The sequence below is a fragment of the Pseudomonas sp. 10-1B genome, assembly GCF_000935045.1.
Taxonomy (GTDB): Bacteria; Pseudomonadota; Gammaproteobacteria; order Pseudomonadales; family Pseudomonadaceae; genus Aquipseudomonas.
This window is the reverse complement of sequence record NZ_JYKS01000046.1, coordinates 1-20,907: the sequence shown is the minus strand read 5'-3', so window position 1 is coordinate 20,907 and position 20,907 is coordinate 1. Positions and strand designations below refer to the sequence as shown.

Below are 20,907 nucleotides of genomic sequence, written 5' to 3'. Positions count from 1 at the left end.
GCCGGTTCCTTCGATGGATAGTGGCAGCGTGGTCCACCTGCCTGGGCGCAAGTCTACACGCTGGGCAGGGCCTTTGAGCGTGCCGAGGAGCTGACGCCAAGCACTGCGCAGGGCTATCCGGTGTGGCTGAGACCGGCCGCAGCGACGTCGGTTCAACGCCGGGCGGCAAAAAAGCGGCTGCCCGGGTGCCGCGCAGGAGCAAGCCCCTCGACACCCGGGAGTGAAGGATACCGTGATTAAAGGAAGATTAAAGATGAAAGCTGCGTGGCCGGTTTCATCTCTCCTTATATATAGGCAGAAAGGTGTAATGCGGCCCAGCCGCTGGCAAGCCAGCCCCCAGGCGGCGAATGCGATCGACCGTTTCGTTCTCGATTACCCACGGGCGGGAGCAATGCTGCGAGGGAGCTGGCTTGCCAGCGGCTGGGATGATTGCTTATGCCTGTGCCGGCCTCTTCGCGGGCTTGCCCGCTCCCACAGTTACCCCACAGGATTTGAAAGCAGTGGTGTTCCTGTGGGAGCGGGCAAGCCCGCGAAGAGGCCAGTACAGGTGCTACATCACTCCAAGGCAGCCGCCGGCCCGAAGAACTCGAAGCGGCTCTGCTGCTCCGGCACACCCAGGCCCTTCAGCTGGCGCTTGACCGCCGCCATGAAGCCCTTGGGCCCGAGGAAGTAGGCATCCACGTCACGCTCAGACGGCAGCCATTCGGCCAGCAGGTCCTCGCTCAGCAGGCCCACGGCATCGGCCGCGGCGCCACCTTCCGGCTCGGCGTAGCAGTAGAAGCGCTTGAGCTGCGGATAACGCTCGGCCAGGCCGTCGATCCAGTCACGGAAGGCATGCACCGCGCCATTACGTGCACAGTGGATGAAATGCACCTCGCGCTTGGTTTGCAGTGCCGCCTGCAACATCGCCAGGGTCGGGGTGATACCCACGCCGCCACTGATCAGTACCAGCGGCTTGTCGCTGGCAGCCAGGGTGAAATCGCCCGCCGGTGGGAACAACTGCAGCGTATCGCCAACCACCAACTCGTCGTGCAGGTAGTTGGAAACCTTGCCACCCGCTTCGCGCTTGACGCTGATGCGGTACTCCTTGCCGTCGCACAGCGCCGACAGGGAATAGTTGCGGCGCTGCTCGGCACCGTCGATGAACAGTTGCAGGCCGATGTACTGCCCGGGCTCAGCCTTGAGGACCGGCTTGCCATCCACCGGGGCAAAGTAGAACGAGACGATCTCGCTGCTTTCCTGCTCGCGGCGTACCAGGCGGAATTCGCGGGTACCGCGCCAGCCGCCCTCGGCCTCTTCCTTCTCTTTATAGAGGTTCTCTTCAGCGCCGATCAGGATGTCGGCCAGTTGGCCATAGGCCGCACCCCAGGCCTCGATCACGGCGGGAGTGGCGATTTCCTTGCCAAGCACTTCTTCGATGGCGCGCAACAGGCAGCTGCCGACAATCGGGTAGTGTTCCGGCAGAATCTGCAAGGCAACGTGCTTGTTGATGATCTGGCCGACCAGGCCGCCGAGCTGCTCCAGCTGGTCGATGTGGCGGGCATACATCAGCACGCCGTTGGCCAAGGCACGCGGCTGGTCGCCGCTGGCCTGGTGGGCCTGGTTGAACAGCGGGCGCACTTCCGGGTACTCGCTGAGCATCATCTTGTAGAAATGGGTAGTCAGTGCTTCGCCGCCGCTTTCCAGCAGGGGGACGGTGGCCTTGATGATTGCACGTTGTTCGGCATTGAGCATTGCAACGACTCCTGAGCCTGTGGCTTCAAATGACTGCCCCAGCTATTACATCAATCGTGCCAACTTTTATGGCCAGTAAAATCAATGGGTTGACGCATGTCATGTCAAAACGACCCACCTCGACGTATAGTCATATCGACTTTACAGGAGTCTATATGACCACAAAGCCGCTGCTCACCACCTTGCTGCCCCTGGTCAGCGACCTGTCCCGCGACCTGCCCGACCAGGAACGCTACCGCCGCCTGTTGCAGGCCATGCGTGGGCTACTGCCGTGCGATGCCGCCGCGCTGCTGCGCCTGGACGGCGAGTGGCTGGTGCCGCTGGCGGTCGACGGCCTGAGCCCCGATACCTTGGGCCGGCGCTTCCGGGTCAGCGAGCACCCGCGCTTCCAGATCCTGCTCAGCCGCCCGCAGCCCACCCGCTTCGCCAGCGATTCCGAGCTGCCCGACCCCTACGATGGCCTGGTCAACGCCCCCGATACCGACCTTGAAGTGCATGACTGCATGGGCTGCCCGTTGATGGTCGATGAGCGCCCCTGGGGCCTGGTCACCCTCGATGCCCTCACCCCCGGGCAGTTCCAGAGCATGGAGTTGGAGGCCCTGCAGGCCTTCGCCAGCCTGGCCGCCGCCACGGTCACCGTGGCCGAGCGCATCGAGCACCTGGCCCTGCGTGCCGAGGACGAGCACCACCGTGCCGAAATCTACCGCCAGGCCAGCGGCCAGGATAAAGAACTGATCGGCCAAAGCGCCGCGCACAAGCGCCTGGTGGAGGAAATCCGCCTGGTCGGCGGCAGCGACCTGACCGTGCTGATCACTGGCGAAACCGGGGTCGGCAAGGAGCTGGTGGCCCAGGCGCTGCACCAGGCCAGCAACCGCGCCGACAAGCCGTTGGTCAGCCTCAACTGCGCCGCCCTGCCCGACACCCTGGTGGAAAGCGAACTGTTCGGCCATGTGCGGGGTGCCTTCACTGGCGCGCACGGCGAGCGCCGGGGCAAGTTCGAACTGGCCAACGGCGGCACGCTGTTCCTCGACGAAGTGGGCGAACTGCCACTGACGGTGCAGGCCAAGCTGTTGCGTGTGCTGCAGAGCGGCCAGCTGCAGCGCCTGGGCTCGGACCGCGAGCACCGGGTGGACGTGCGCCTGATCGCCGCCACCAACCGCGACCTGGCGGCGGAAGTGCGCACGGGCAACTTCCGCGCCGACTTCTATCACCGCCTCAGCGTGTACCCGCTGCATGTGCCGCCGTTGCGCGAACGTGGGCGTGACGTGCTGCTATTGGCAGGCTACTTCCTCGAACAGAACCGTTCGCGCCTGGGCCTGAACAGCCTGCGCCTGAGCAGTGAAGCCCAGACCGCGCTGCTGGCCTACGACTGGCCAGGCAACGTCCGCGAACTGGAACACCTGATTGGCCGCTCGGCGCTCAAGGCGCTGGGTCAGCACAGCGATCGGCCACGCATCCTCACCCTGGAAGCCATCGACCTGGACCTCCGTGTAGCAGCAACGCCGGGCGCCCCGCCCGCCCCTGCTGCGCCATTGCAGGTGGCAGCACTGCCCGCAGGCGGCCTGCGCGAAGCCGTCGACATCTACCAGCGCCAGGTGATCGACGCCTGCCTGCAACGGCACCAGGAAAACTGGGCAGCCGCGGCCCGTGAACTGGGCCTGGACCGCGCCAACCTCAGCCGCCTGGCCCGCCGGCTGGGGCTGCGCTGAGGAGTTGGATGGCAGCCTGAGAAATCCTGGGGGCGCTTGGCGCCCCTTTCGCGACACAAGGCCGCTCCCACAGGAGATCGCGTACCCATTGTGGGAGCGGCCTTGCGTCGCGATGGGCTGCGCAGCAGCCCCAGAATCCGCCGCCGCCCTAAAGCCCGAGCAAAACAGGCCGATAACCGGTTACCCCTGTTCCCCACGAAGGTCACCATGGCCACGCAAAACGCCCGCGCGGACTCGCTGTCCCTGCTGCTGTTCACCCTGCGCAGCGGCAAGTTGATGGCAATCAACCTGCTCAAGGTCAGCGAGATCATCCCCTGCCCGCCCCTGACCAAGCTGCCCGAATCGCACCCCCACGTAAAAGGCGTGGCTACCTTGCGCGGCCACTCGCTGTCGGTCATCGACCTGTCCCGCGCCATTGGCGAACGGCCACTGGCCGACCCGAACGGCGGCTGCCTGATCGTCACCGAGATCAGCCGTTCGCGCCAGGGCCTGCATGTGCAGGCGGTAAGCCGCATCGTGCATTGCCTGAGCACCGACATCAAACCGCCGCCCTATGGCTCGGGCAACCGCTCGTTCATCACCGGCGTGACCCGGGTCGACAACACCCTGGTGCAGGTACTGGACATCGAAAAGGTCATCCACGCCATTGCCCCACCCGTGGCCGAGCCCCATCACGCTACGTTGAACGAAGAAGACGCCAGCCTGCTTGCCGCCGCCAATATCCTGGTGGTGGACGACAGCCAGGTGGCCCTGCAGCAGTCGGTGCACACCCTGCGCAACCTTGGTATCGAATGCCACACCGCGCGCAGCGCCAAGGACGCCATCAACGTGTTGCTGGAACTGCAAGGCACCGCGCAGGAGATCAACATCATCGTCTCCGACATCGAAATGAGCGAAATGGACGGCTACGCCTTCACTCGCACCCTGCGTGAAACACCCGACTTCCAGCACCTCTACATACTGCTGCACACCTCGCTGGACAGCGCCATGAGCAGCGAGAAAGCGACCCTGGCCGGGGCCAATGCCATCCTCACCAAATTCTCCTCGCCAGAGCTGACCGATTGTCTGGTGGTGGCCGCCCGCGCCGTGGTGTTCGCCGAGCACTGATATATTCAGCGACAAACTCCCCGGCTTGCCGCCGGGGGTGAGTCGGGCATAATTCGCGCCCCTCGGAAGAAACTTGCCGGAAACGCGTATGAAGTTTTTCAGCTCTATCCTGATCAGCTGCGCCCTCTTCAGCGGAGTCGCCCAGGCTTCCAGCAGCCAGGCCTGGAACGAGCAGCGCCAGCAGATGCTCAAGGCCTGCCTGGCCGCCAGCCAGTTCAAGGATGCCCACGCCCGCGGCAAGCCCGCCGAGTTCGATGACCAGGTCGGCATGAGCGCACTGCTGATCGAAGGCGTATACCCACAAAAGCACATGCAGCAGCGCAGCGGCACCGAACTGTGCCTGTACGACCGCCAGCACCAGCGGGCCTTCGTCAGCGAGTGGAGCCCGGAACCCAAGTGAACGACAGCTTGCGTTTCGGCTGTACCGGCTGCGGCAAGTGCTGCACCGGCCACCATGTACCCTTGACCCTGGCCGAAGCACGCCGCTGGGCGGACGCCAACGGCCAAGTGGTGGTGCTGATCGAAGCCTTCGTCACCGATGGCCCCGGCATGCCACTGGAGCAGCGTGAGCATGTGCTGCGCCGTTCCCATGCGGTACGCTGCGGCGCCAGCGAGGCGCGTGTATCGGTGACCTTTGCCGCCTTCAACCCCGGGCGTTGCCGCAATCTCGACGACAACGACCTGTGCACCATTTATGACGAGCGCCCGCTGGTATGCCGCATCTACCCGGTGGAAATCAACCCGCATATCCCGCTGCGTCCCGAAAACAAGGACTGCCCGCCCGAAGCCTGGCAGCAGGGGCCAGCGCTGATTCATGGCACACAACTGGTCGATGCCGAGCTCGAAGCGCTGGTGCAGGCATCCCGGCAGGCCGACCGGGACGACATCGCCGCCAAGGTGGCGGTGTGCCAGGCGCTGGGCATGACCACCAGTGCGCTCAAGGGCAATGGCTTTACCGCCTACCTGCCAGAGATGGCGGCCTTTGCCGCTGCCCTGGCGCAGCTGCCAGAGGATGACGGCGCGCAGTGGACCCTGCATGTGCAGGATGATGCCCTGGCGGCAAGCTTGCTCGCGCATGGGTTGCGGACTACCAGCGAACCGCCGGTGTACTACGCCTTCATCGGTTTCTAACCAGAGCGCCATGTTACAAGGCTATCGCCAGGCGACCTCTGTGGGAGCGACCGCATGGGCCTCAAGCCCTGTGCAGTACCTGTGGGAGCTGGCTTGCCGGCGATGAGGCCAGTCCAGGCAATGCTCCCACAAAAAAGAGACCGCGCATGATCTGAGAACGCTGTTTCTGGCCCGAAACTGACAAGGCTGTCAGCCAGCGGTCACGCTGCCGACCCGGTCCGGGGGCTATAAGCTTGAATACAGAAAACCGTTCCCCTCCCCTCTGGCCAAGGTGCCCGCACCGATGCGACGTCCGTCCCGCTCTGTCCTCCTCGCCGCCCTGGCGCTCCTGGTGCTGGTGGTAGCAGGCATCTGGTTCAGCCAGCGCCAGCCAGCACCTGCCGCCCATGCGCAAACGGCCATCCCGGTGCGCGTGGTCAGCGTTGCCCAGCAGGACGTCCCCCGCTATGCCAGCGCCATCGGCTCGGTGCTATCGCTGCACAGCGTCGAGGTGCGCCCGCAGGTGGAGGGGGTGCTGACCCAGGTGCTGGTCAAGGAAGGCCAGTGGGTGAAGGAAGGCGACCTGCTCGCCACCCTCGACGACCGGACCATCCGCGCCAGCCTCGATCAGGCGCGCGCGCAACTCGGGCAAAGCCAGGCGCAGATCCAGGTCGCCGGTGTCGACCTCAAGCGTTACCGCCTGCTCAGCACCGACAATGGGGTGTCGAAACAGACCCTCGATCAACAACAGGCACTGGTCAACCAATTGCAGGCCACGGTCAAAGGCAACCAGGCGGCCATCGCCAATGCCGAGGTGCAGCTGTCGTACACACAGATCCGCTCGCCCGTGACTGGCCGCGTCGGCATACGTAACGTCGACCCCGGCAACCTGGTGCGCACCAGCGACACCAGCAGCCTGTTCAGCGTCACCCAGATCGACCCGATCGCCGTCGAGTTCTCCCTGCCGCAGCAGATGCTGCCGACCCTACAGAGCCTGCTGAAGGCGCCCGCCCCGGCACTGGTGCAGGCCTACATGGACGCCGACGGCGAACGCAGCCTGCTGGGCGACGGCCACCTGGCGCTGATCGACAACCAGATTTCCGCCACCACCGGCACGGTGCGGGTCAAGGCCGAGTTCGACAACAAGGACGGCCGCCTGTGGCCGGGCCAACTGGTCACCATTCGCCTGCGCACCGCCGTCGACGAAAACGCCCTGGTGGTGCCGCCGCCGGTGGTGCAACGCGGGGTCGACGGGCACTTCGTCTACCGCCTGGACGGCGACAAGGTCACCAGCGTGCCGGTCAAGGTGCTGTACCAGGACAGCGGCCTGAACATCATTGCCGGGGTCAAACCGGGCGAGCGCCTGGTGCTCGATGGCCAGTCGCGGCTGAAGCCGGGTTCGCGGGTCGAGGTTACGCCCGATGCCCCCGCCGCATCGGAAATGGCCGACCGCCGGAGCCAGCCATGAACACGCGCAACGCTGTTTCGGCCTGGTGCATCGACCACCCCATCGCTACCCTGCTGCTGACCTTCGCCCTGGTGCTGCTGGGGGCCATCGCCTTCCCGCGCCTGCCGGTGGCGCCACTGCCGGAAGCGGACTTCCCGACCATTCAGGTCACCGCCCAACTGCCCGGCGCCAGCCCGGAAACCATGGCCTCGTCGGTGGCCACGCCGCTGGAGGTGCAGTTCAGTGCTATCCCCGGCATGACCCAGATGACCAGCAGCAGCGCGCTGGGCTCGACCAACCTGATCCTGCAGTTCACCCTCGACAAGAACATCGACACCGCCGCCCAGGAGGTGCAGGCGGCGATCAACACAGCCACCGCGCGCCTGCCGCAAGACCTGCCCAACCCGCCCACCTGGCGCAAGGTCAACCCGGCCGACAGCCCGGTGCTGGTGCTGACGGTCAGCTCCAACCAGATGCCCGGCAACGACCTGAGCGACTACGCCGAGACCTTGCTGGCCCGCCAGCTGAGCCAGATCGACGGGGTTGGCCTGATCAACATCACCGGGCAACTGCGCCCGGCGATCCGCGTGCAGGCACAACCCGAGAAGCTCGCCGCCATCGGCCTGACCCTGGCCGACCTGCGCCTGGCCATCCAGCAGACCAGCCTGAACCTGGCCAAGGGCGCGCTGTATGGCGAACACAGCGTGTCGACCATCGCTGCCAACGACCAGCTGTTCCATCCCGAGGATTACGCCCAGCTGATCGTCTCGTACCGCGACGGCGCCCCAGTGCACCTGCAGGACGTGGCCAAGGTGGTCAACGGCGCCGAGAATGCCTACGTCAGGGCCTGGTCCGGCGACCAGCCAGGGCTGAACCTGGTGATCTTCCGCCAGCCCGGCGCCAACATCGTCGATACCGTGGATCGGGTGCTGGCCGCGCTGCCCAAGCTGCAGGAAATGCTCCCGGCCGCGGTCGAGGTGTCGGTGCTGCAGGACCGCACCCAGACCATCCGCGCCTCATTGCACGAAGTGGAGCTGACCCTGATGATCGCCGTAGCCCTGGTGATCGGGGTGATGGCGCTGTTCCTGCGCCAGTGGTCGGCGACCATGGTGGTGTCCAGCGTGCTCGGCGTGTCGCTGATCGCCAGTTGCGCGCTGATGTACATCTTCGGTTTCAGCCTGAACAACCTGACCCTGGTGGCCATCGTCATCTCGGTGGGTTTCGTGGTCGACGATGCCATCGTGGTGGTGGAGAACATCCACCGCCACCTGGAAGCCGGCGACGACAGCCGCACGGCGGCGCTCAAGGGCGCCGGGGAAATCGGCTTCACCGTGGTGTCGATCAGTTTCTCGCTGATCGCCGCGTTCATCCCGCTGCTGTTCATGGGCGGCGTGGTCGGCCGGCTGTTCAAGGAGTTCGCCCTCACCGCCACCGCCACCATCCTGATTTCGGTGGTGGTTTCGCTGACCCTGGCGCCGACCCTGTGCGCGCTGTTCATGCGCCGCCCACCCGGCGAGCACAAAGGCGGTTTCGGCGAGCGCCTGCTCAGGTGGTACGAGAAGGGCCTGGACCACGCCCTCGCCCATCAGCGCCTGACCCTCGGCGTGTTCGGCCTGACCCTGGCCTTGGCGGTCGCCGGTTACGTGGCCATCCCCAAGGGCTTCTTCCCGTTGCAGGACACCGGCTTCATCCTCGGCACCAGCGAAGCAGCGGCGGACGTGTCGTACCCGTCGATGATCGAGAAACACCAGGCACTGGCCAAGATCATCGCGGCCGACCCAGCGGTGCGCGCATTCTCCCATGCGGTGGGCGTCACCGGCAGCAACCAGACCATCGCCAACGGCCGCTTCTGGATCGCCCTGAAGCCGCGTGGCGAGCGCGATGTGTCGGCCAGCGAACTGATCGACCGGCTGCGGCCCAAGCTCGCCCAGGTACCCGGCGTCGTCCTGTACATGCGCGCCGGCCAGGACATCAACCTCAGCTCCGGCCCGTCACGCACCCAGTACCAGTACGTGCTCAAGAGCAACGACGGTGTGGCACTGAACCTGTGGACCCAGCGCCTGACCGACCGCCTACGGGAAAACCCGGCGTTCCGCGACCTGTCCAACGACCTGCAACTGGGCGCCAGCGTCACCCGCATCGACATCGACCGCCAGGCCGCGGCGCGTTTCGGCCTGACCACCACCGACGTCGACCAGGCCCTGTACGACGCCTTCGGCCAACGGCAGATCAGTGAATTCCAGACCGAAACCAACCAGTACAAGGTGATCCTCGAACTGGATGCGCGCCAGCGCGGCAAGGCCGAAAGCCTCAACTACTTCTACCTGCGCTCGCCGCTGACCAACGAGATGGTGCCGCTGTCGGCGGTGGCCCACGTGGCGCCGCCCAGCACCGGGCCGCTGTCGATCAGCCATGACGGCCTGTTCCCCGCCGCCAACCTGTCGTTCAACCTGGCCCCCGGCGTGGCGCTGGGCGATGCGGTGAGCATCCTCGAACGCACCCAGCGCGAACTGGGCATGCCCGACGCCATCAGCGGCAACTTCCAGGGCGCGGCCCAGGCCTTCCAGAGCTCGCTGTCGAGCCAGCCGTGGCTGATCCTGGCGGCGCTGGTGGCGGTGTACATCATCCTCGGCGTGCTGTACGAAAGCTTCGTCCACCCGCTGACGATCATCTCCACCCTGCCCTCCGCCGGCCTGGGCGCATTGATCCTGCTGTGGGCCATGGGCCAGGACTTCAGCATCATGGGGTTGATCGGCGTGGTGCTGTTGATCGGTATCGTCAAGAAAAACGGCATCCTGCTGATCGACTTCGCCCTCGAAGCCCAGCGCCAACAGGGCCTGACGCCCGAGCAGGCGATCCATCAGGCGTGCCTGACGCGCTTCCGGCCGATCATCATGACCACCCTTGCCGCGTTGCTCGGCGCGCTGCCGCTGATGTTCGGCTTTGGCACTGGTGCCGAGCTGCGCCAGCCACTGGGCATCGCCGTGGTCGGCGGCCTGCTGGTGAGCCAGGCCCTGACGCTGTTCACCACCCCGGTCATATACTTGGCCCTGGAGCGCCTGTTCCACCGCCGTCAGGCCGCCCGTGCGGCGGCGCCAAGTGCCAGTTAGGACAAGACCATGCGTGTGCTGATCATCGAAGACGAAGAAAAAACCGCCGACTACCTGCATCGCGGCCTGAGCGAACAGGGCTTTACCGTCGACCTGGCACGGGACGGCATCGATGGCCTGCACATGGCCTTGGAGGGCGACTACGCGGTGATCGTGCTGGATGTGATGCTGCCGGGCCTGGACGGTTACGGCGTGCTGCGCGCCTTGCGGGCGCGCAAGCAGACGCCAGTGATCATGCTGACCGCCCGTGAACGGGTCGAAGACCGCATCCACGGCCTGCGCGAAGGCGCCGACGACTACCTGGGCAAGCCGTTCTCGTTCCTCGAACTGGTCGCCCGCCTGCAGGCCCTGACCCGGCGCAGCAGCAGCCATGAGCCACTGCAGGTGCAGGTGGCTGACCTGTGGATCGACCTGATGGCGCGCAAGGCCACACGTGCCGGCCAGCGTCTGGACCTGACCGCCAAGGAGTTCTCGCTGCTCAGCGTACTGGCGCGCCGACAGGGCGAAATCCTGTCGAAGACGGCGATTGCCGAGCTGGTCTGGGATATCAATTTCGACAGCGACGCCAATGTCGTCGAGGTAGCGATCAAGCGCCTGCGCGCCAAGCTCGACGGGCCTTTCGACAACAAGCTGCTGCACACCATCCGAGGCATGGGCTATGTCCTGGAAAACCGTGCGGGGTAATTCCATCGCGCTGCGTTTGTCGGCGCTGTTCATCCTGGTCGCGCTGGGCGTGTTCGTGCTGATCGGCTCGGCGCTGTATCGCCAGGTCGACCGCAGCCTCGACCTGCTGCCGCAAGCAGAGCTGGACGCGCGTTTCAGCGTGCTGGAATCCACCCTCAACCGCTTCGGCACGCCGGAGCACTGGGCCAAGATCAACAACAAGCTCAACCTGCTCAGCGAAGAGGACAAGCGTATCCGCTTCTGGGTAGTCAGCAGCGACCCAGCCTACGAATACGGCCATCCTAGCGAACTGGTCCGGGCATTCGCCGAAGGTGCGCAAGGCATGCGCGACCTGCGCCTGCCCGACCAGCCCTACCCGTACAAGGTGCTGGTCAGCGAACTGCCCGCGTTGGGCGAGCGGCCAGCGCTGCGCTTTCTGATCGGCATCGACACCGAAACCTTCTGGCAAGCCCAGCACAGCCTGCTGGTGGCCATCGTCGGCCTGGCCGTGCTTGGCGTGCTGCTGGCTTCGGTGCTGGGCTACTGGGTAGCGCGCATTGGCCTGCGCCCGCTGCTGGCGTTGTCCAACGAGGCGCAGGCCCTGGCCCCGCCGCGCCTGGACGGGCGCTTGCAAACCCACGCCCTGGCCCCGGAACTGGCACAGTTCGCCGGCGCCTTCAACGCCGCGCTCGACCGGGTCAGCCAGGCCTATTCACGGCTGGAAGCGTTCAATGCCGACGTCGCCCACGAACTGCGCTCGCCACTGACCAACCTGATCGGCCAGACCCAGGTGGCACTGACCCGCGGCCGCAGCGCCGAGCACTACTTCGAGGTGCTGCAATCGAACCTGGAAGAGCTGGAGCGCCTGCGCAGCATCATCAACGACATGCTGTTCCTGGCCAGCGCCGACCAGGGCAGCAAGGCCACCGCCCTGACCCAGGCCTCGCTGGCCGAGGAAGTGGCGACTACCCTCGATTACCTGGACTACATCCTCGAAGACGCGCAGGTCAGCGTGAGGGTGAGCGGCGATGCCCAGGCGCCCATCGAAAAGGCCCAGTTGCGCCGGGCGCTGATCAACCTGTTGAACAACGCCGTGCAGCACACGGCGCCACATCAGGTGATCCAGGTGCAGATCGATGCCGGGCCGGAGCAGGTCAGCATCGCCGTCAGCAACCCTGGGCCGGCGATCGACGATGAGCACCTGCCGTTGCTGTTCGAACGCTTCTACCGGGTGGATGCGGCGCGCAGCAACGCTGGCGGCGGTAACCACGGGCTGGGCTTGGCGATCGTCAAGGCGATTGCCCTGATGCATGGCGGGGAAGTGTTCGTGCGCAGTGGGGCTGGGGCCAATACCTTTGGTATCCGGCTGCCGATCCACGTCTGACCGCCGGGCACAGCACCTGTGGGAGCGGCCTTGTGTCGCGAAAGGGCTGCGAAGCAGCCCCGGCGATTGATGCCATGCCACAGAACCTGGGGCCGCTTCGCGCCCCTTTCGCGACACAAGGCCGCTCCCACATGGGCTATGTAGCCCCTCTAGCATGCGGGTTTTCGGCGAAAGTCCAATTGCTTTTCCAGCGATAATTACCTTTTGCGCAACAGTGCTTATCGCACTTCGCTCTGTTTCAAATGCATTGAAAGGACTAACTTTAGCCCCGTCCTCATTAGCACTTGCACCGCAAGAAGGTAGTTTCAAATGTCCAACAGTATGGGTATTGCCAGCGTCTTCGTCCTGTCTTCCCTGTTGTTGTCGCCGCTGGCCATGGCCGAAGAATCCCAGGCTTTCGTCACCCGTAATGCAGAGCTCGCCGCCGTCCACCAAGAGGCCCGCGAAGCTGTAGCCGCAAACAAGGCTGACGCCGTAAAAGACGCAAAACAGACAGCTTCGAAAGCCTCTGTCGATGTCAATGCCGACAGCTGATCAAGCACTGTCGCTGCTCCCGTTTTCCCTTGGCTACGCCATGGGCACCACCGGTGCCGATATGTTAGCCTTTTAAAGCCGCTGCCGATCAGCGGCTTTTTTTATGTGCTTTTAACTATCAGCCCGGCTGTAACGTACACCTATAAGAAAGACGCACATTCAAAAATAAAAACTGCCCCACCGCCAGACCAAAGGAGCTAGTACCGGTGCCTTCCGCGTTTCGTTTCACCCCGTTGTTCATTGCGTTGACTGCAACGATCCCTTTCGCCGCCCAGGCAGATGAAGACAAGGCTGATGGCTTCATCGAAGGTTCGTCCTTCAACCTGCATTTGCGTAACGCCTACTTCAACCGCGACAACCACAACCCCGGCGTGCGCGACACCCGCGAGTGGGGCCAGGGCGCGGTTGCCCGCTTCGAGTCCGGCTACACCCCGGGCGTGATCGGCTTCGGCCTGGACGCCCATGCCATGTTGGGCCTGAAGCTCGATGGCGGTGGCGGCCATGCCGGTAGCAGCATCCTGCCCGAGCACATCAAGGACGACGGCGAGCTGGGCGCTGCCCCGCACTCGTTCTCCACTGCCGGTGCCGCGGTCAAGCTCAAGGCCTTCGACACCGAACTCAAAGCCGGTGACCTGTTCCTCACCAACCCGGTGATCGCCGGCGGCGAAACCCGCATGCTGCCGCAGACCTTCCGTGGTGTGAGCCTGACCAACACCAGCATCGACGGCCTGCTGCTCGAAGGCGGCCAGGTGAGTTTCACCAAGCCTTACAACCAGAGCGGCCACCGCCGCATCAACACCTATTACGGCCGGTTGGACGAGCACGACAAGAGCAAGCACCTGAACTGGGCCGGCGCGTCGTGGAGCGGTACCGAGAACATCACCGCCAACCTGTATGCCGCCGAGCTGAAGGACATCTGGAACCAGTACTACGCTGACTTCGACTACACCTACGTGGTCAACGACCTGGTCAGCCTGAACCCGGGCGTGCACTTCTATCACACCCAGGACACCGGCCAGGCCTTGCTGGGCAAGATCGACAACAACACCTACAGCGTGCACTTCACCGTCAACGCTGGATACCACAGCGTCACTGCCGCCTACCAGCGGGTCAATGGCGACACGCCGTTCGACTACATCAACCTGGGCGACAGCGTGTACCTGGACAATTCGCGCATGTACTCGGACTTCAACGCGCCCAACGAGCGCTCGTGGAAGTTGCAGTACGACTATGACTTCGCAGGTGTCGGCATCCCTGGCCTGAGCACATCGCTGTCGTATTCGCGCGGTGAAGCGGACCTGACCAAGGCCGACCAGAGCAACACCCACTACGACTACTACGACGCCGATGGCAAGAACGCCATGCACTGGGAGCGCGACCTGGACGTGAAATACGTGTTCCAGCAGGGCGACCTCAAGGACCTGTCGGTGCTGGTGCGCTATGCCACCCACCGTGGCAGCCAGGGTTACGCGTCGATCGACAGCAGCAGCGACAACGATGAAATACGGGTGATCGTCGATTACCCGTTGAACGTGTTCTGATCCAAAACCGCAGGCGAGGGCTTCGCCCTCGTTTCGCCGGCAAGCCAGCTCCCACAGGCACAGTGCAGCCCTTGAGACTGGCGCAGTACTTGTGGGAGCTGGCTTGCCGGCGATGGGTTGCGCAGCAGCCCCATGCGTGATTCCGTCGGACAAATCTTGTTCGACAATGCCCGCTTCCCTAGAATATCGCCGCCGCGAATGGCCCTGCCCACGCAGTAGCGAGCATGCCCAGCCGATCACCGCGTTTCGCACTCTACAGGTCGCACCCCGAACTGATCCTCAACCTGGGCAGTTGCCTTGCCGTGCTTGCCATCGTGGCCATCGTCAGCTACCTGCTGGCACGTGAGCGCGATAGTGTGGAGCTGTCGACGATCCGCTCGTCCAACAACATCGTCCAACTGATCGAAAGCGACATCCTGCGCAACGTCGAGCTCTACGACCAGTCACTGCAGGGCCTGATCTGGGCGGTCGGGCGCAAGGAATTGGCGGAAATACCCGGCCCACTGCGCCAGCGCCTGCTGTTCAATGAAGCCTTTGTCGACCGTAAGCGCGGCGACGTGCTGTGGCTGGACCAGCAAGGCAATGTGGTGGGCGACTCCAGCAGCAGCGTGCCGCGCAAGGCCAACTTCGGCAACACCGGGGTGTTCAAGGCGCACCAGCGCAATGCCAACCTCGGCTTGCTGGTGGGCCCGCCGTTCAAGGCCACGCTCGGCGACCTGGACTGGTGTATCAGCTTCAGCCGGCGCATCTCCGGCCCCGATGGCGAATTCGCCGGGCTGGCAGCGGGTGCGCTGCGCCTGTCGTACTTCAGCGAACTGTTCCAGCGCCTGGACATTGGCGACGACAGCAGCATCAACCTGCTCAACAGCGACGGGCAATTGCTGGCCCGCCAGCCCTCCCGCCCGCAGGACCCGCTGATTGGCAGCAGCTACGCCGAGCGGCCGAATTTCAAACGCATTCTCAGCGAGCAAAGCGGCAACTTCACTGCCCGCTCCGGCAGCAACGACAGCCTGCGCATGTACACCTTCGCCAGGGTCGCGCAGTTGCCGCTGATCGTCCTGGTGGTGCACTCCACTGAGGAGGTGTTCCAGTCCTGGCGCCGCACCGCCGTCCTGGTCAGCGTGGCCACCGGCGTGCTGTGCGTGGGCATTCTCTGGCTGACCCTGCTGCTCGGCCGCGAGCTGCGCCGCCGCCAGGAGGCCGAACAGGGCCTGGCTACCCTGGCCGCCACCGACAGCCTTACCGGCCTGGCCAACCGTCGCCGCCTGGACCAGGTGCTGCGCCAGGAATGGGCCCGCGCCCAACGCAACCACAAGCCATTGGCGGTGCTGATGGTGGATGTGGACCATTTCAAGGCGTTCAACCAGCGCCATGGCCATGCTGGTGGCGACCATGCCTTGCGCGAAGTGGCCAAGACCATCGAGGCATGCATCCGCCGCCCGGCAGACCTGGCGGCACGTTATGGCGGGGAGGAATTTCAGGTGGTGCTACCGGAAACCGACCTGGCCGGCGCACAGCTGCTGGCCGAGCGCATTCGTAGCAGCGTCGAAGCTCTGGCCGCGTTTGCCGATGACGGCCGCGCGGTGACGGTGAGCATCGGCATCGGCCTGTACGAGGCAGGCACCCAGCAAGACCTCGCAAGGGTGCTGAGTGCCGCGGATGAAGCGCTCTACCGGGCCAAGGCCAAAGGCCGCAACCGGGTAGAGGGGCCGGCCCCTTAAGAACGGGCGCGGACGGCGTTACGCAGGGCCTTGACCTGGTCATGGTTGCGCTGCACGCCTTGCAGCTGTTTTTCTACCAGGGTGTAGGTCTGGTCGCTGGCGGTGCGCCCCAGTTTCACCAGTTTCTCGCGAGCTTCCTTGTAAGCTTTCAAGGCGTGGTCCTCGCCGCGCTCGACTTCGTTCAGCACGGCTTCTTCATCCTTGCCGGTGACCATCGACTTGAGGTTTACCCAACCGCGATGCAAGTCACCACTGATGCTGGTCGAGGTTTCCGGGTCGCCACCCAGGCGGCGCACTTCACTTTGCAGCTCACCAGCGGCGTTGGCGCAGTCACCGGCACGCTGGACGAAGAACGCTTTCAACTCGGGGTTCTTCACATCATCGGCGGAGGCCTTGAAACCTTTCTCGCCATCCTTGCTGTACTCGATCAGGTCGTTGAGCACGTCGATCACGTCTTTGTTGGGGTTGCTCATGGTACGAACTCCTTGGCAGGTGATAGTCATCTGTAAGAGAGCAGTGTTCGTGCCAAGCGTTAAGATTCAGAAAAGTGCTTTGTTTTCAGAAAGTTGAAAACAACCAAATGAAACCTGACAACGGCGTTCTGCATGATTGGCGCTTGGGCCTTCGTGCAGATTGCAGTATGGTCGGCGCTTTCCACAGGCAGGTACACCGATGATGAAGCCGGAAACCCTCGAACTGCTGGTGACCCGCAGCATGCCGTTCGGCAAGTACCAGGGGCGAATCATTGCCGATCTGCCGGGGGACTACCTGGCGTGGTTTGCGCGTAAGGGTTTTCCGGCAGGGGAGCTGGGTGGGTTGTTGGCGTTGATGCATGAGATCGATCACAACGGGCTGGGTGATCTGTTGCTGCCGCTGCGGCAGAAGCATCGGCGCTGACTGGCTTACACGGGCATTGTGGGAGCGGCCTTGTGTCGCGAAAGGGCCGCAACGCGGCCCCATGATTTCAGCCTTGACGCAAGAACTTCTGGGGCTGCTGCGCAGCCCTTTCGCGACACAAGGCCGCTCCCACAGGGTGATCGACCTGTAGATTGGTGTGCTAACCCTTCACCGGCGCCACCGCCAACTCCACCCGCTCGCTCTTCTTGATCAGCGCATACACCACCGCCGTCAACAAGCTGCCCGCCACTATCGCCAGCAGATACAGCAGCGCATGGTTGATCGCATTGGGGATCAGCAGCACGAACAGGCCGCCATGCGGCGCCATCAGCTTGCAGCCGAAGTACATCGACAACGCTCCGGTCAGCGCACCACCGGCGACACTGGCCGGGATCACCCGCAACGGGTCCTTGGCGGCAAACGGGATCGCCCCTTCCGAGATGAAGCACAAGCCCAGCACCAGTGCCGCCTTGCCCGCCTCGCGCTCGCTCTGGGCGAACTTGCGCCGGGCCAGGAAGCTGGCAATGCCCAGGCCGATCGGCGGCACCATGCCTGCGGCCATGGTCGCCGCCATCGGTGCGTAGCTGGACGAAGCCAGCAACCCCACCGAGAAAGCGTAGGCGGCCTTGTTGATCGGCCCACCGAGGTCGACGCACATCATGCCGCCCAGCAACAGGCCCAGCAGGATGGCATTGGTGGTGCCCATGCTGTCGAGGAAGTGCGTGAGACCTTCAAGCATTGCCGCCACCGGCTGGCCAACCACGTAGATCATCACCAATCCGGTGAACAGGCTGGCCAGCAGCGGAATGATCAGTATCGGCTTGAGCGCCTCCAGGCTGCTGGGCAAGCGCGCCCAACGGGCAATGGCCTTGGCGCTGTAGCCGGCGAGGAAACCGGCGATGATGCCACCGATGAAGCCCGCGCCCAGGGTGCTGGCCAGTAGGCCGCCGATCATGCCGGGCGCAAGCCCCGGGCGGTCGGCAATGGACCAGGCGATATAGCCCGCCAGCAGCGGCACCATCAGCTTGAACGCGGCCTCGCCGCCGATCTGCATCAACGCCGCCGGCAAGCTGCCCGGCTCTTTGTAAGCCTCGATACCAAACACGAACGACAGGGCAATCAGCAGGCCGCCTGCCACCACCATCGGCAGCATGAACGACACACCAGTCAGCAGGTGCTTGTACACACCGGTCTTCTCGCCCTTCGCCGCCGTGGTAACCGCTGTGGCATCGGCGCCGGTTTCGACCTTGGCTTCGGCCAGGGCCTTGTCCAGGGTGGCACGGGCCTGCTTGAGGGCGATGCCGGTGCCACAGCGGTAGATGCGCTTGCCGGCAAAGCGCGCGGTGGGCACTTCGATGTCAGCGGCCAGCAGCACCACGTCGGCTTCGGCGATGGCTTCGGCAGGCAAGGCATTGCGCGCACCGACCGATCCCTGGGTCTCGACCATGAGCTGGTAGCCCAGCTGTTGCGCAGCCTGCTGCAAGGCCTCAGCGGCCATGAACGTGTGTGCGACGCCGGTCGGGCAGGCCGTGACCGCGACGATGCGTACGCCAGCGTTGCCCGCCTCGGCAGGGCCAGGTATAGCCGCCAGCAGTTGGGCGTTCGCCGCCGCTTCATCGAGGAAGCCCTCACGGTCGGCCAGGGCTTGGGACGGCGTGCTCTGGTACACGCGCTTGCCAACGAAACGGGCCAGGTCCACCGGGCCGGTGCTGACCACCAGCACCCAGTCGGCCTCGGCGATCTGCGCGGCGCTCAGTTGCCGCTCGGGGTGCCCGGCATCCTGCACCTCGACGCTGGTGCTCCAGCCACGCCGCTGGGCAGCGGCCGACAGCAAGCGCGCGCTCAGCACACTCGACACCTGGCCGTTGGGGCAGGCGGTGACAATGGCAATGTTCATCGGCAACCCTCTTGTTGTTCTGTCAGTTGCACGGCAGCCTCCAGGCGCGCCAGTTGCTCGCGGTCACGGATGCCGAAGCCGACCTGGGTGACGGCCTGGGCGGCGATGGCAGTGGCCCGGGTCAAGGTCTGCGCAGGGGCTTCGCCCAGCAGCAAGCCATGGACCATGCCAGCCACCAGCGAATCGCCCGCACCCACGGTGCTGGCGACCCGTACCTTGGGCGGGCGAGCATGCATGGCCAGGTCGCGGGCGAACCAGCTGACGCCCTGCTCGCCAGCGGACACCACCACGTGTTCAACGCCGCTGGCCAACAGGCGCTCGGCGGCGGCACGTTGCTGCGCCGGGTTATCCACAGCCAGGCCAAGCACCTCGCCTAGCTCTTCGGTATTGGGCTTGACCAGCCAGGGCGCGCTTTGCAGGCCGCTACGCAGGGCTTCGCCACTGCTGTCCAGGGCCACCCTGAGGCCCTGGGCCTGCAGTTGCTCGAGCAACTGGCGGAACCAGTCGGCACTGACCCCGCGCGGCAGGCTACCCGCCACCACCACGGCATCATGGCCCGGGGCGAGCTGTTCCAGGCGGCGCAGCAAGGCACTGCGTGCCGCCTCGTCGACTTCCGGGCCCTGGCCGTTGATGTCAGTGACGCGGCCATCGGCCTCGACCAGCTTGATGTTGCTGCGGGTTTCACCCGGCACGCGGACAAAGCAGTCGGCAAAGCCGCGCCAGTCGATCAGCGACTCGAACGGCTGCAGGTTGTCGCGCCCGAGAAAACCGCCAACGGTAACGCTGTGCCCCAGGTCGGCCAGTACCTGGGCAACGTTCAGCCCCTTGCCCGCGGCGTGGCTATGCTGCACCTGGCTGCGGTTGACCTGCCCTGGGCGCAGGGTATCCAGGCCGATGGTGATATCCAGCGCCGGGTTCAGGGTGAGGGTAAGGATCTTGGCCATTCAGTAACGCTCCACCAGCGCGCGAACCGCTGCGGCGCTGTCCTGTTGCAGGGCCTCGCGCGCCAAGGCGCGGGCCGTCTGGTGATCGGCCTGGCGAACCAGGGCCTTGACTTCGGCAATGCTGCGCGCGGCGACGCTGAGTTCGTCCACGTCCAGCCCCAGCAACACGGCGACTGCCTGCGGGTCGGCCGCCAGCTCGCCGCACACGCCGACCCACTTGCCATGGGCATGGGCGGCACGCACGGTCATGTCGATCAGGCCGAGCACCGCCGGGTGCAGGCCATCGGCCTGGGCCGAGAGGCTGGGGTGACCACGGTCGATGGCCAAGGTGTACTGGGTCAGATCGTTGGTGCCGATGCTGAAGAAGTCCACTTCGCGCGCCAGTTGTGGCGCCAGCAGGGCCGCCGAAGGCACTTCGACCATGATGCCCAGTTGCAGGTCGGCCACCGGGATCTCTGCACGCAGGCGCTCGACCATGGCCCGCGCCTCGCGCCACTCGTGTACCTGGCCAACCATCGGGAACATGATGCGCAGCGGGCGTTGGTCGGCAGCCTGCAGCAAGGCCCGCAACTGCTCTTCCATCACCTGCGGGCGTTGCAGGGTCAGGCGTATGCCGCGCACGCCGAGAAAGGGGTTTTCCTCGGCAACGATCGGCCAGTACGGCAGCGGCTTGTCGCCGCCGACATCGAGGGTACGCACCACCAATGGCCGCCCGTCGAGGCCATCGAGCACACGGCGGTACTCGGCCTCCTGGGTGGCCACATCCGGAGCTTGGGGGTGGGCCATGAAAATCAGTTCGGTGCGCAGCAGGCCCACGCCTTCGGCGCCCTGCTCCACCACCTTGGCGATGCCGCTACTTTCGCCGATGTTGGCGAACACCTCGACGGCGTGGCCATCACGGGTGACGGCCGGCTCGAAGCGGTTGGCCCAGGCGGCCTGCAAGCGCTGCTCGCGCAAGTCGCGCTCGGCCAGGGCACGTTGCAGTTCATCCGCCGGCGGTGCCACGCTGACCACGCCGCGCTGGCCATCGAGCAGCAGCGGCGTGCCACTGTCCAGCAACAGTATCGCCGCCCCCGCCCCCACCACCGCCGGAATGCCCAGGGCACGGG

17 protein-coding genes are annotated in these 20,907 nt (G+C 65.0%); 12 read left to right on the top strand and 5 right to left on the bottom strand.

Annotation, left to right across the window (positions count from 1 at the left end):
- Positions 1 to 555: 555 nt before the first annotated feature.
- Positions 556 to 1,734 (bottom strand): NO-inducible flavohemoprotein, encoded by a 1,179-nt coding sequence (gene hmpA / locus TZ03_RS22315; RefSeq protein ID WP_051100448.1) that lies wholly within the window; start codon positions 1,732 to 1,734, stop codon positions 556 to 558.
- 155 nt (positions 1,735 to 1,889) lie between these two features.
- Between hmpA and norR the strand changes: the two genes are divergently transcribed.
- The 11 genes from norR to TZ03_RS22260 all read left to right on the top strand — a co-directional run bounded on the left by norR (position 1,890) and on the right by TZ03_RS22260 (position 16,060).
- Complete coding sequence (norR, locus tag TZ03_RS22310) at positions 1,890 to 3,443, top strand: nitric oxide reductase transcriptional regulator NorR (RefSeq protein ID WP_051100447.1); 1,554 nt, start codon at positions 1,890 to 1,892, stop codon at positions 3,441 to 3,443.
- A gap of 207 nt (positions 3,444 to 3,650) precedes the next feature.
- A complete protein-coding gene (locus TZ03_RS22305; protein WP_051100446.1) occupies positions 3,651 to 4,550 on the top strand; it encodes a chemotaxis protein in 900 nt (299 codons plus the stop codon).
- 88 nt (positions 4,551 to 4,638) lie between these two features.
- Positions 4,639 to 4,950, top strand: coding sequence for a hypothetical protein (locus TZ03_RS22300; protein WP_051100445.1), 312 nt, complete (start codon positions 4,639 to 4,641; stop codon positions 4,948 to 4,950).
- Positions 4,947 to 5,681 carry a YkgJ family cysteine cluster protein gene (locus tag TZ03_RS22295; protein WP_051100444.1) on the top strand — a complete coding sequence of 245 codons (735 nt, stop codon included), beginning with the start codon at positions 4,947 to 4,949 and terminating at the stop codon, positions 5,679 to 5,681. Before TZ03_RS22300 ends, TZ03_RS22295 begins: the two co-directional genes overlap by 4 nt.
- Positions 5,682 to 5,964: 283 nt before the next feature.
- Positions 5,965 to 7,128: an efflux RND transporter periplasmic adaptor subunit gene (locus TZ03_RS22290; protein ID WP_051100443.1), complete on the top strand. Its 1,164-nt coding sequence runs from the start codon at positions 5,965 to 5,967 to the stop codon at positions 7,126 to 7,128.
- Positions 7,125 to 10,217, top strand: coding sequence for a multidrug efflux RND transporter permease subunit (locus TZ03_RS22285; RefSeq protein ID WP_051100442.1), 3,093 nt, complete (start codon positions 7,125 to 7,127; stop codon positions 10,215 to 10,217). Before TZ03_RS22290 ends, TZ03_RS22285 begins: the two co-directional genes overlap by 4 nt.
- Positions 10,218 to 10,226: 9 nt before the next feature.
- Positions 10,227 to 10,901: a heavy metal response regulator transcription factor gene (locus tag TZ03_RS22280; RefSeq protein WP_051100441.1), complete on the top strand. Its 675-nt coding sequence runs from the start codon at positions 10,227 to 10,229 to the stop codon at positions 10,899 to 10,901.
- Positions 10,876 to 12,264 carry a heavy metal sensor histidine kinase gene (locus tag TZ03_RS22275; protein WP_051100440.1) on the top strand — a complete coding sequence of 463 codons (1,389 nt, stop codon included), beginning with the start codon at positions 10,876 to 10,878 and terminating at the stop codon, positions 12,262 to 12,264. Before TZ03_RS22280 ends, TZ03_RS22275 begins: the two co-directional genes overlap by 26 nt.
- Before the next feature lie 309 nt (positions 12,265 to 12,573).
- Entirely contained in the window at positions 12,574 to 12,798 is a 225-nt protein-coding gene (locus TZ03_RS22270; protein ID WP_051100439.1) for a hypothetical protein, read from the top strand.
- Between the two features lie 206 nt (positions 12,799 to 13,004).
- Positions 13,005 to 14,339: an OprD family porin gene (locus tag TZ03_RS22265; RefSeq protein WP_051100438.1), complete on the top strand. Its 1,335-nt coding sequence runs from the start codon at positions 13,005 to 13,007 to the stop codon at positions 14,337 to 14,339.
- Positions 14,340 to 14,563: 224 nt separating this feature from the next.
- Positions 14,564 to 16,060, top strand: a complete 1,497-nt coding sequence (locus TZ03_RS22260; protein ID WP_051100437.1) for a sensor domain-containing diguanylate cyclase — start codon at positions 14,564 to 14,566, stop codon at positions 16,058 to 16,060.
- Here TZ03_RS22260 and TZ03_RS22255 read toward each other — a convergent pair.
- Positions 16,057 to 16,533: a ferritin-like domain-containing protein gene (locus TZ03_RS22255; protein WP_051100436.1), complete on the bottom strand. Its 477-nt coding sequence runs from the start codon at positions 16,531 to 16,533 to the stop codon at positions 16,057 to 16,059. The two genes, TZ03_RS22260 and TZ03_RS22255, sit on opposite strands and share 4 nt — an antisense overlap.
- A gap of 202 nt (positions 16,534 to 16,735) precedes the next feature.
- Here TZ03_RS22255 and TZ03_RS22250 point away from each other — a divergent pair, with 202 nt between their 5' ends.
- Entirely contained in the window at positions 16,736 to 16,957 is a 222-nt protein-coding gene (locus TZ03_RS22250; RefSeq protein ID WP_051100473.1) for a DUF3820 family protein, read from the top strand.
- 160 nt (positions 16,958 to 17,117) lie between these two features.
- On the opposite strand, the gene TZ03_RS22245 is transcribed toward TZ03_RS22250, so the two are convergent.
- From TZ03_RS22245 to ptsP, 3 genes are all read right to left on the bottom strand, one after another.
- Entirely contained in the window at positions 17,118 to 18,854 is a 1,737-nt protein-coding gene (locus TZ03_RS22245) for a PTS fructose-like transporter subunit IIB (protein ID WP_051100435.1), read from the bottom strand.
- Complete coding sequence (pfkB, locus tag TZ03_RS22240) at positions 18,851 to 19,798, bottom strand: 1-phosphofructokinase (RefSeq protein ID WP_051100434.1); 948 nt, start codon at positions 19,796 to 19,798, stop codon at positions 18,851 to 18,853. Before pfkB ends, TZ03_RS22245 begins: the two co-directional genes overlap by 4 nt.
- The coding region (ptsP, locus tag TZ03_RS22235; protein WP_051100433.1) for a phosphoenolpyruvate--protein phosphotransferase at positions 19,799 to 20,907 on the bottom strand (1,109 nt) is incomplete at its 5' end. It abuts the gene before it with no gap.

Excerpts from the sequence above, each read along its gene's own strand:
- TZ03_RS22300 (WP_051100445.1), top strand. The coding sequence starts at position 4,639 with ATGAAGTTTTTCAGCTCTATCCTGATCAGCTGCGCCCTCTTCAGCGGA.
- norR (WP_051100447.1), top strand. The coding sequence starts at position 1,890 with ATGACCACAAAGCCGCTGCTCACCACCTTGCTGCCCCTGGTCAGCGAC.
- TZ03_RS22285 (WP_051100442.1), top strand. The coding sequence starts at position 7,125 with ATGAACACGCGCAACGCTGTTTCGGCCTGGTGCATCGACCACCCCATC.
- TZ03_RS22275 (WP_051100440.1), top strand. The coding sequence starts at position 10,876 with ATGTCCTGGAAAACCGTGCGGGGTAATTCCATCGCGCTGCGTTTGTCG.
- TZ03_RS22270 (WP_051100439.1), top strand. The coding sequence starts at position 12,574 with ATGTCCAACAGTATGGGTATTGCCAGCGTCTTCGTCCTGTCTTCCCTG.
- hmpA (WP_051100448.1), bottom strand. The coding sequence starts at position 1,734 with ATGCTCAATGCCGAACAACGTGCAATCATCAAGGCCACCGTCCCCCTG.
- TZ03_RS22250 (WP_051100473.1), top strand. The coding sequence starts at position 16,736 with ATGAAGCCGGAAACCCTCGAACTGCTGGTGACCCGCAGCATGCCGTTC.
- pfkB (WP_051100434.1), bottom strand. The coding sequence starts at position 19,798 with ATGGCCAAGATCCTTACCCTCACCCTGAACCCGGCGCTGGATATCACC.
- TZ03_RS22245 (WP_051100435.1), bottom strand. The coding sequence starts at position 18,854 with ATGAACATTGCCATTGTCACCGCCTGCCCCAACGGCCAGGTGTCGAGT.
- TZ03_RS22260 (WP_051100437.1), top strand. The coding sequence starts at position 14,564 with ATGCCCAGCCGATCACCGCGTTTCGCACTCTACAGGTCGCACCCCGAA.
- TZ03_RS22290 (WP_051100443.1), top strand. The coding sequence starts at position 5,965 with ATGCGACGTCCGTCCCGCTCTGTCCTCCTCGCCGCCCTGGCGCTCCTG.
- TZ03_RS22255 (WP_051100436.1), bottom strand. The coding sequence starts at position 16,533 with ATGAGCAACCCCAACAAAGACGTGATCGACGTGCTCAACGACCTGATC.
- TZ03_RS22280 (WP_051100441.1), top strand. The coding sequence starts at position 10,227 with ATGCGTGTGCTGATCATCGAAGACGAAGAAAAAACCGCCGACTACCTG.
- TZ03_RS22305 (WP_051100446.1), top strand. The coding sequence starts at position 3,651 with ATGGCCACGCAAAACGCCCGCGCGGACTCGCTGTCCCTGCTGCTGTTC.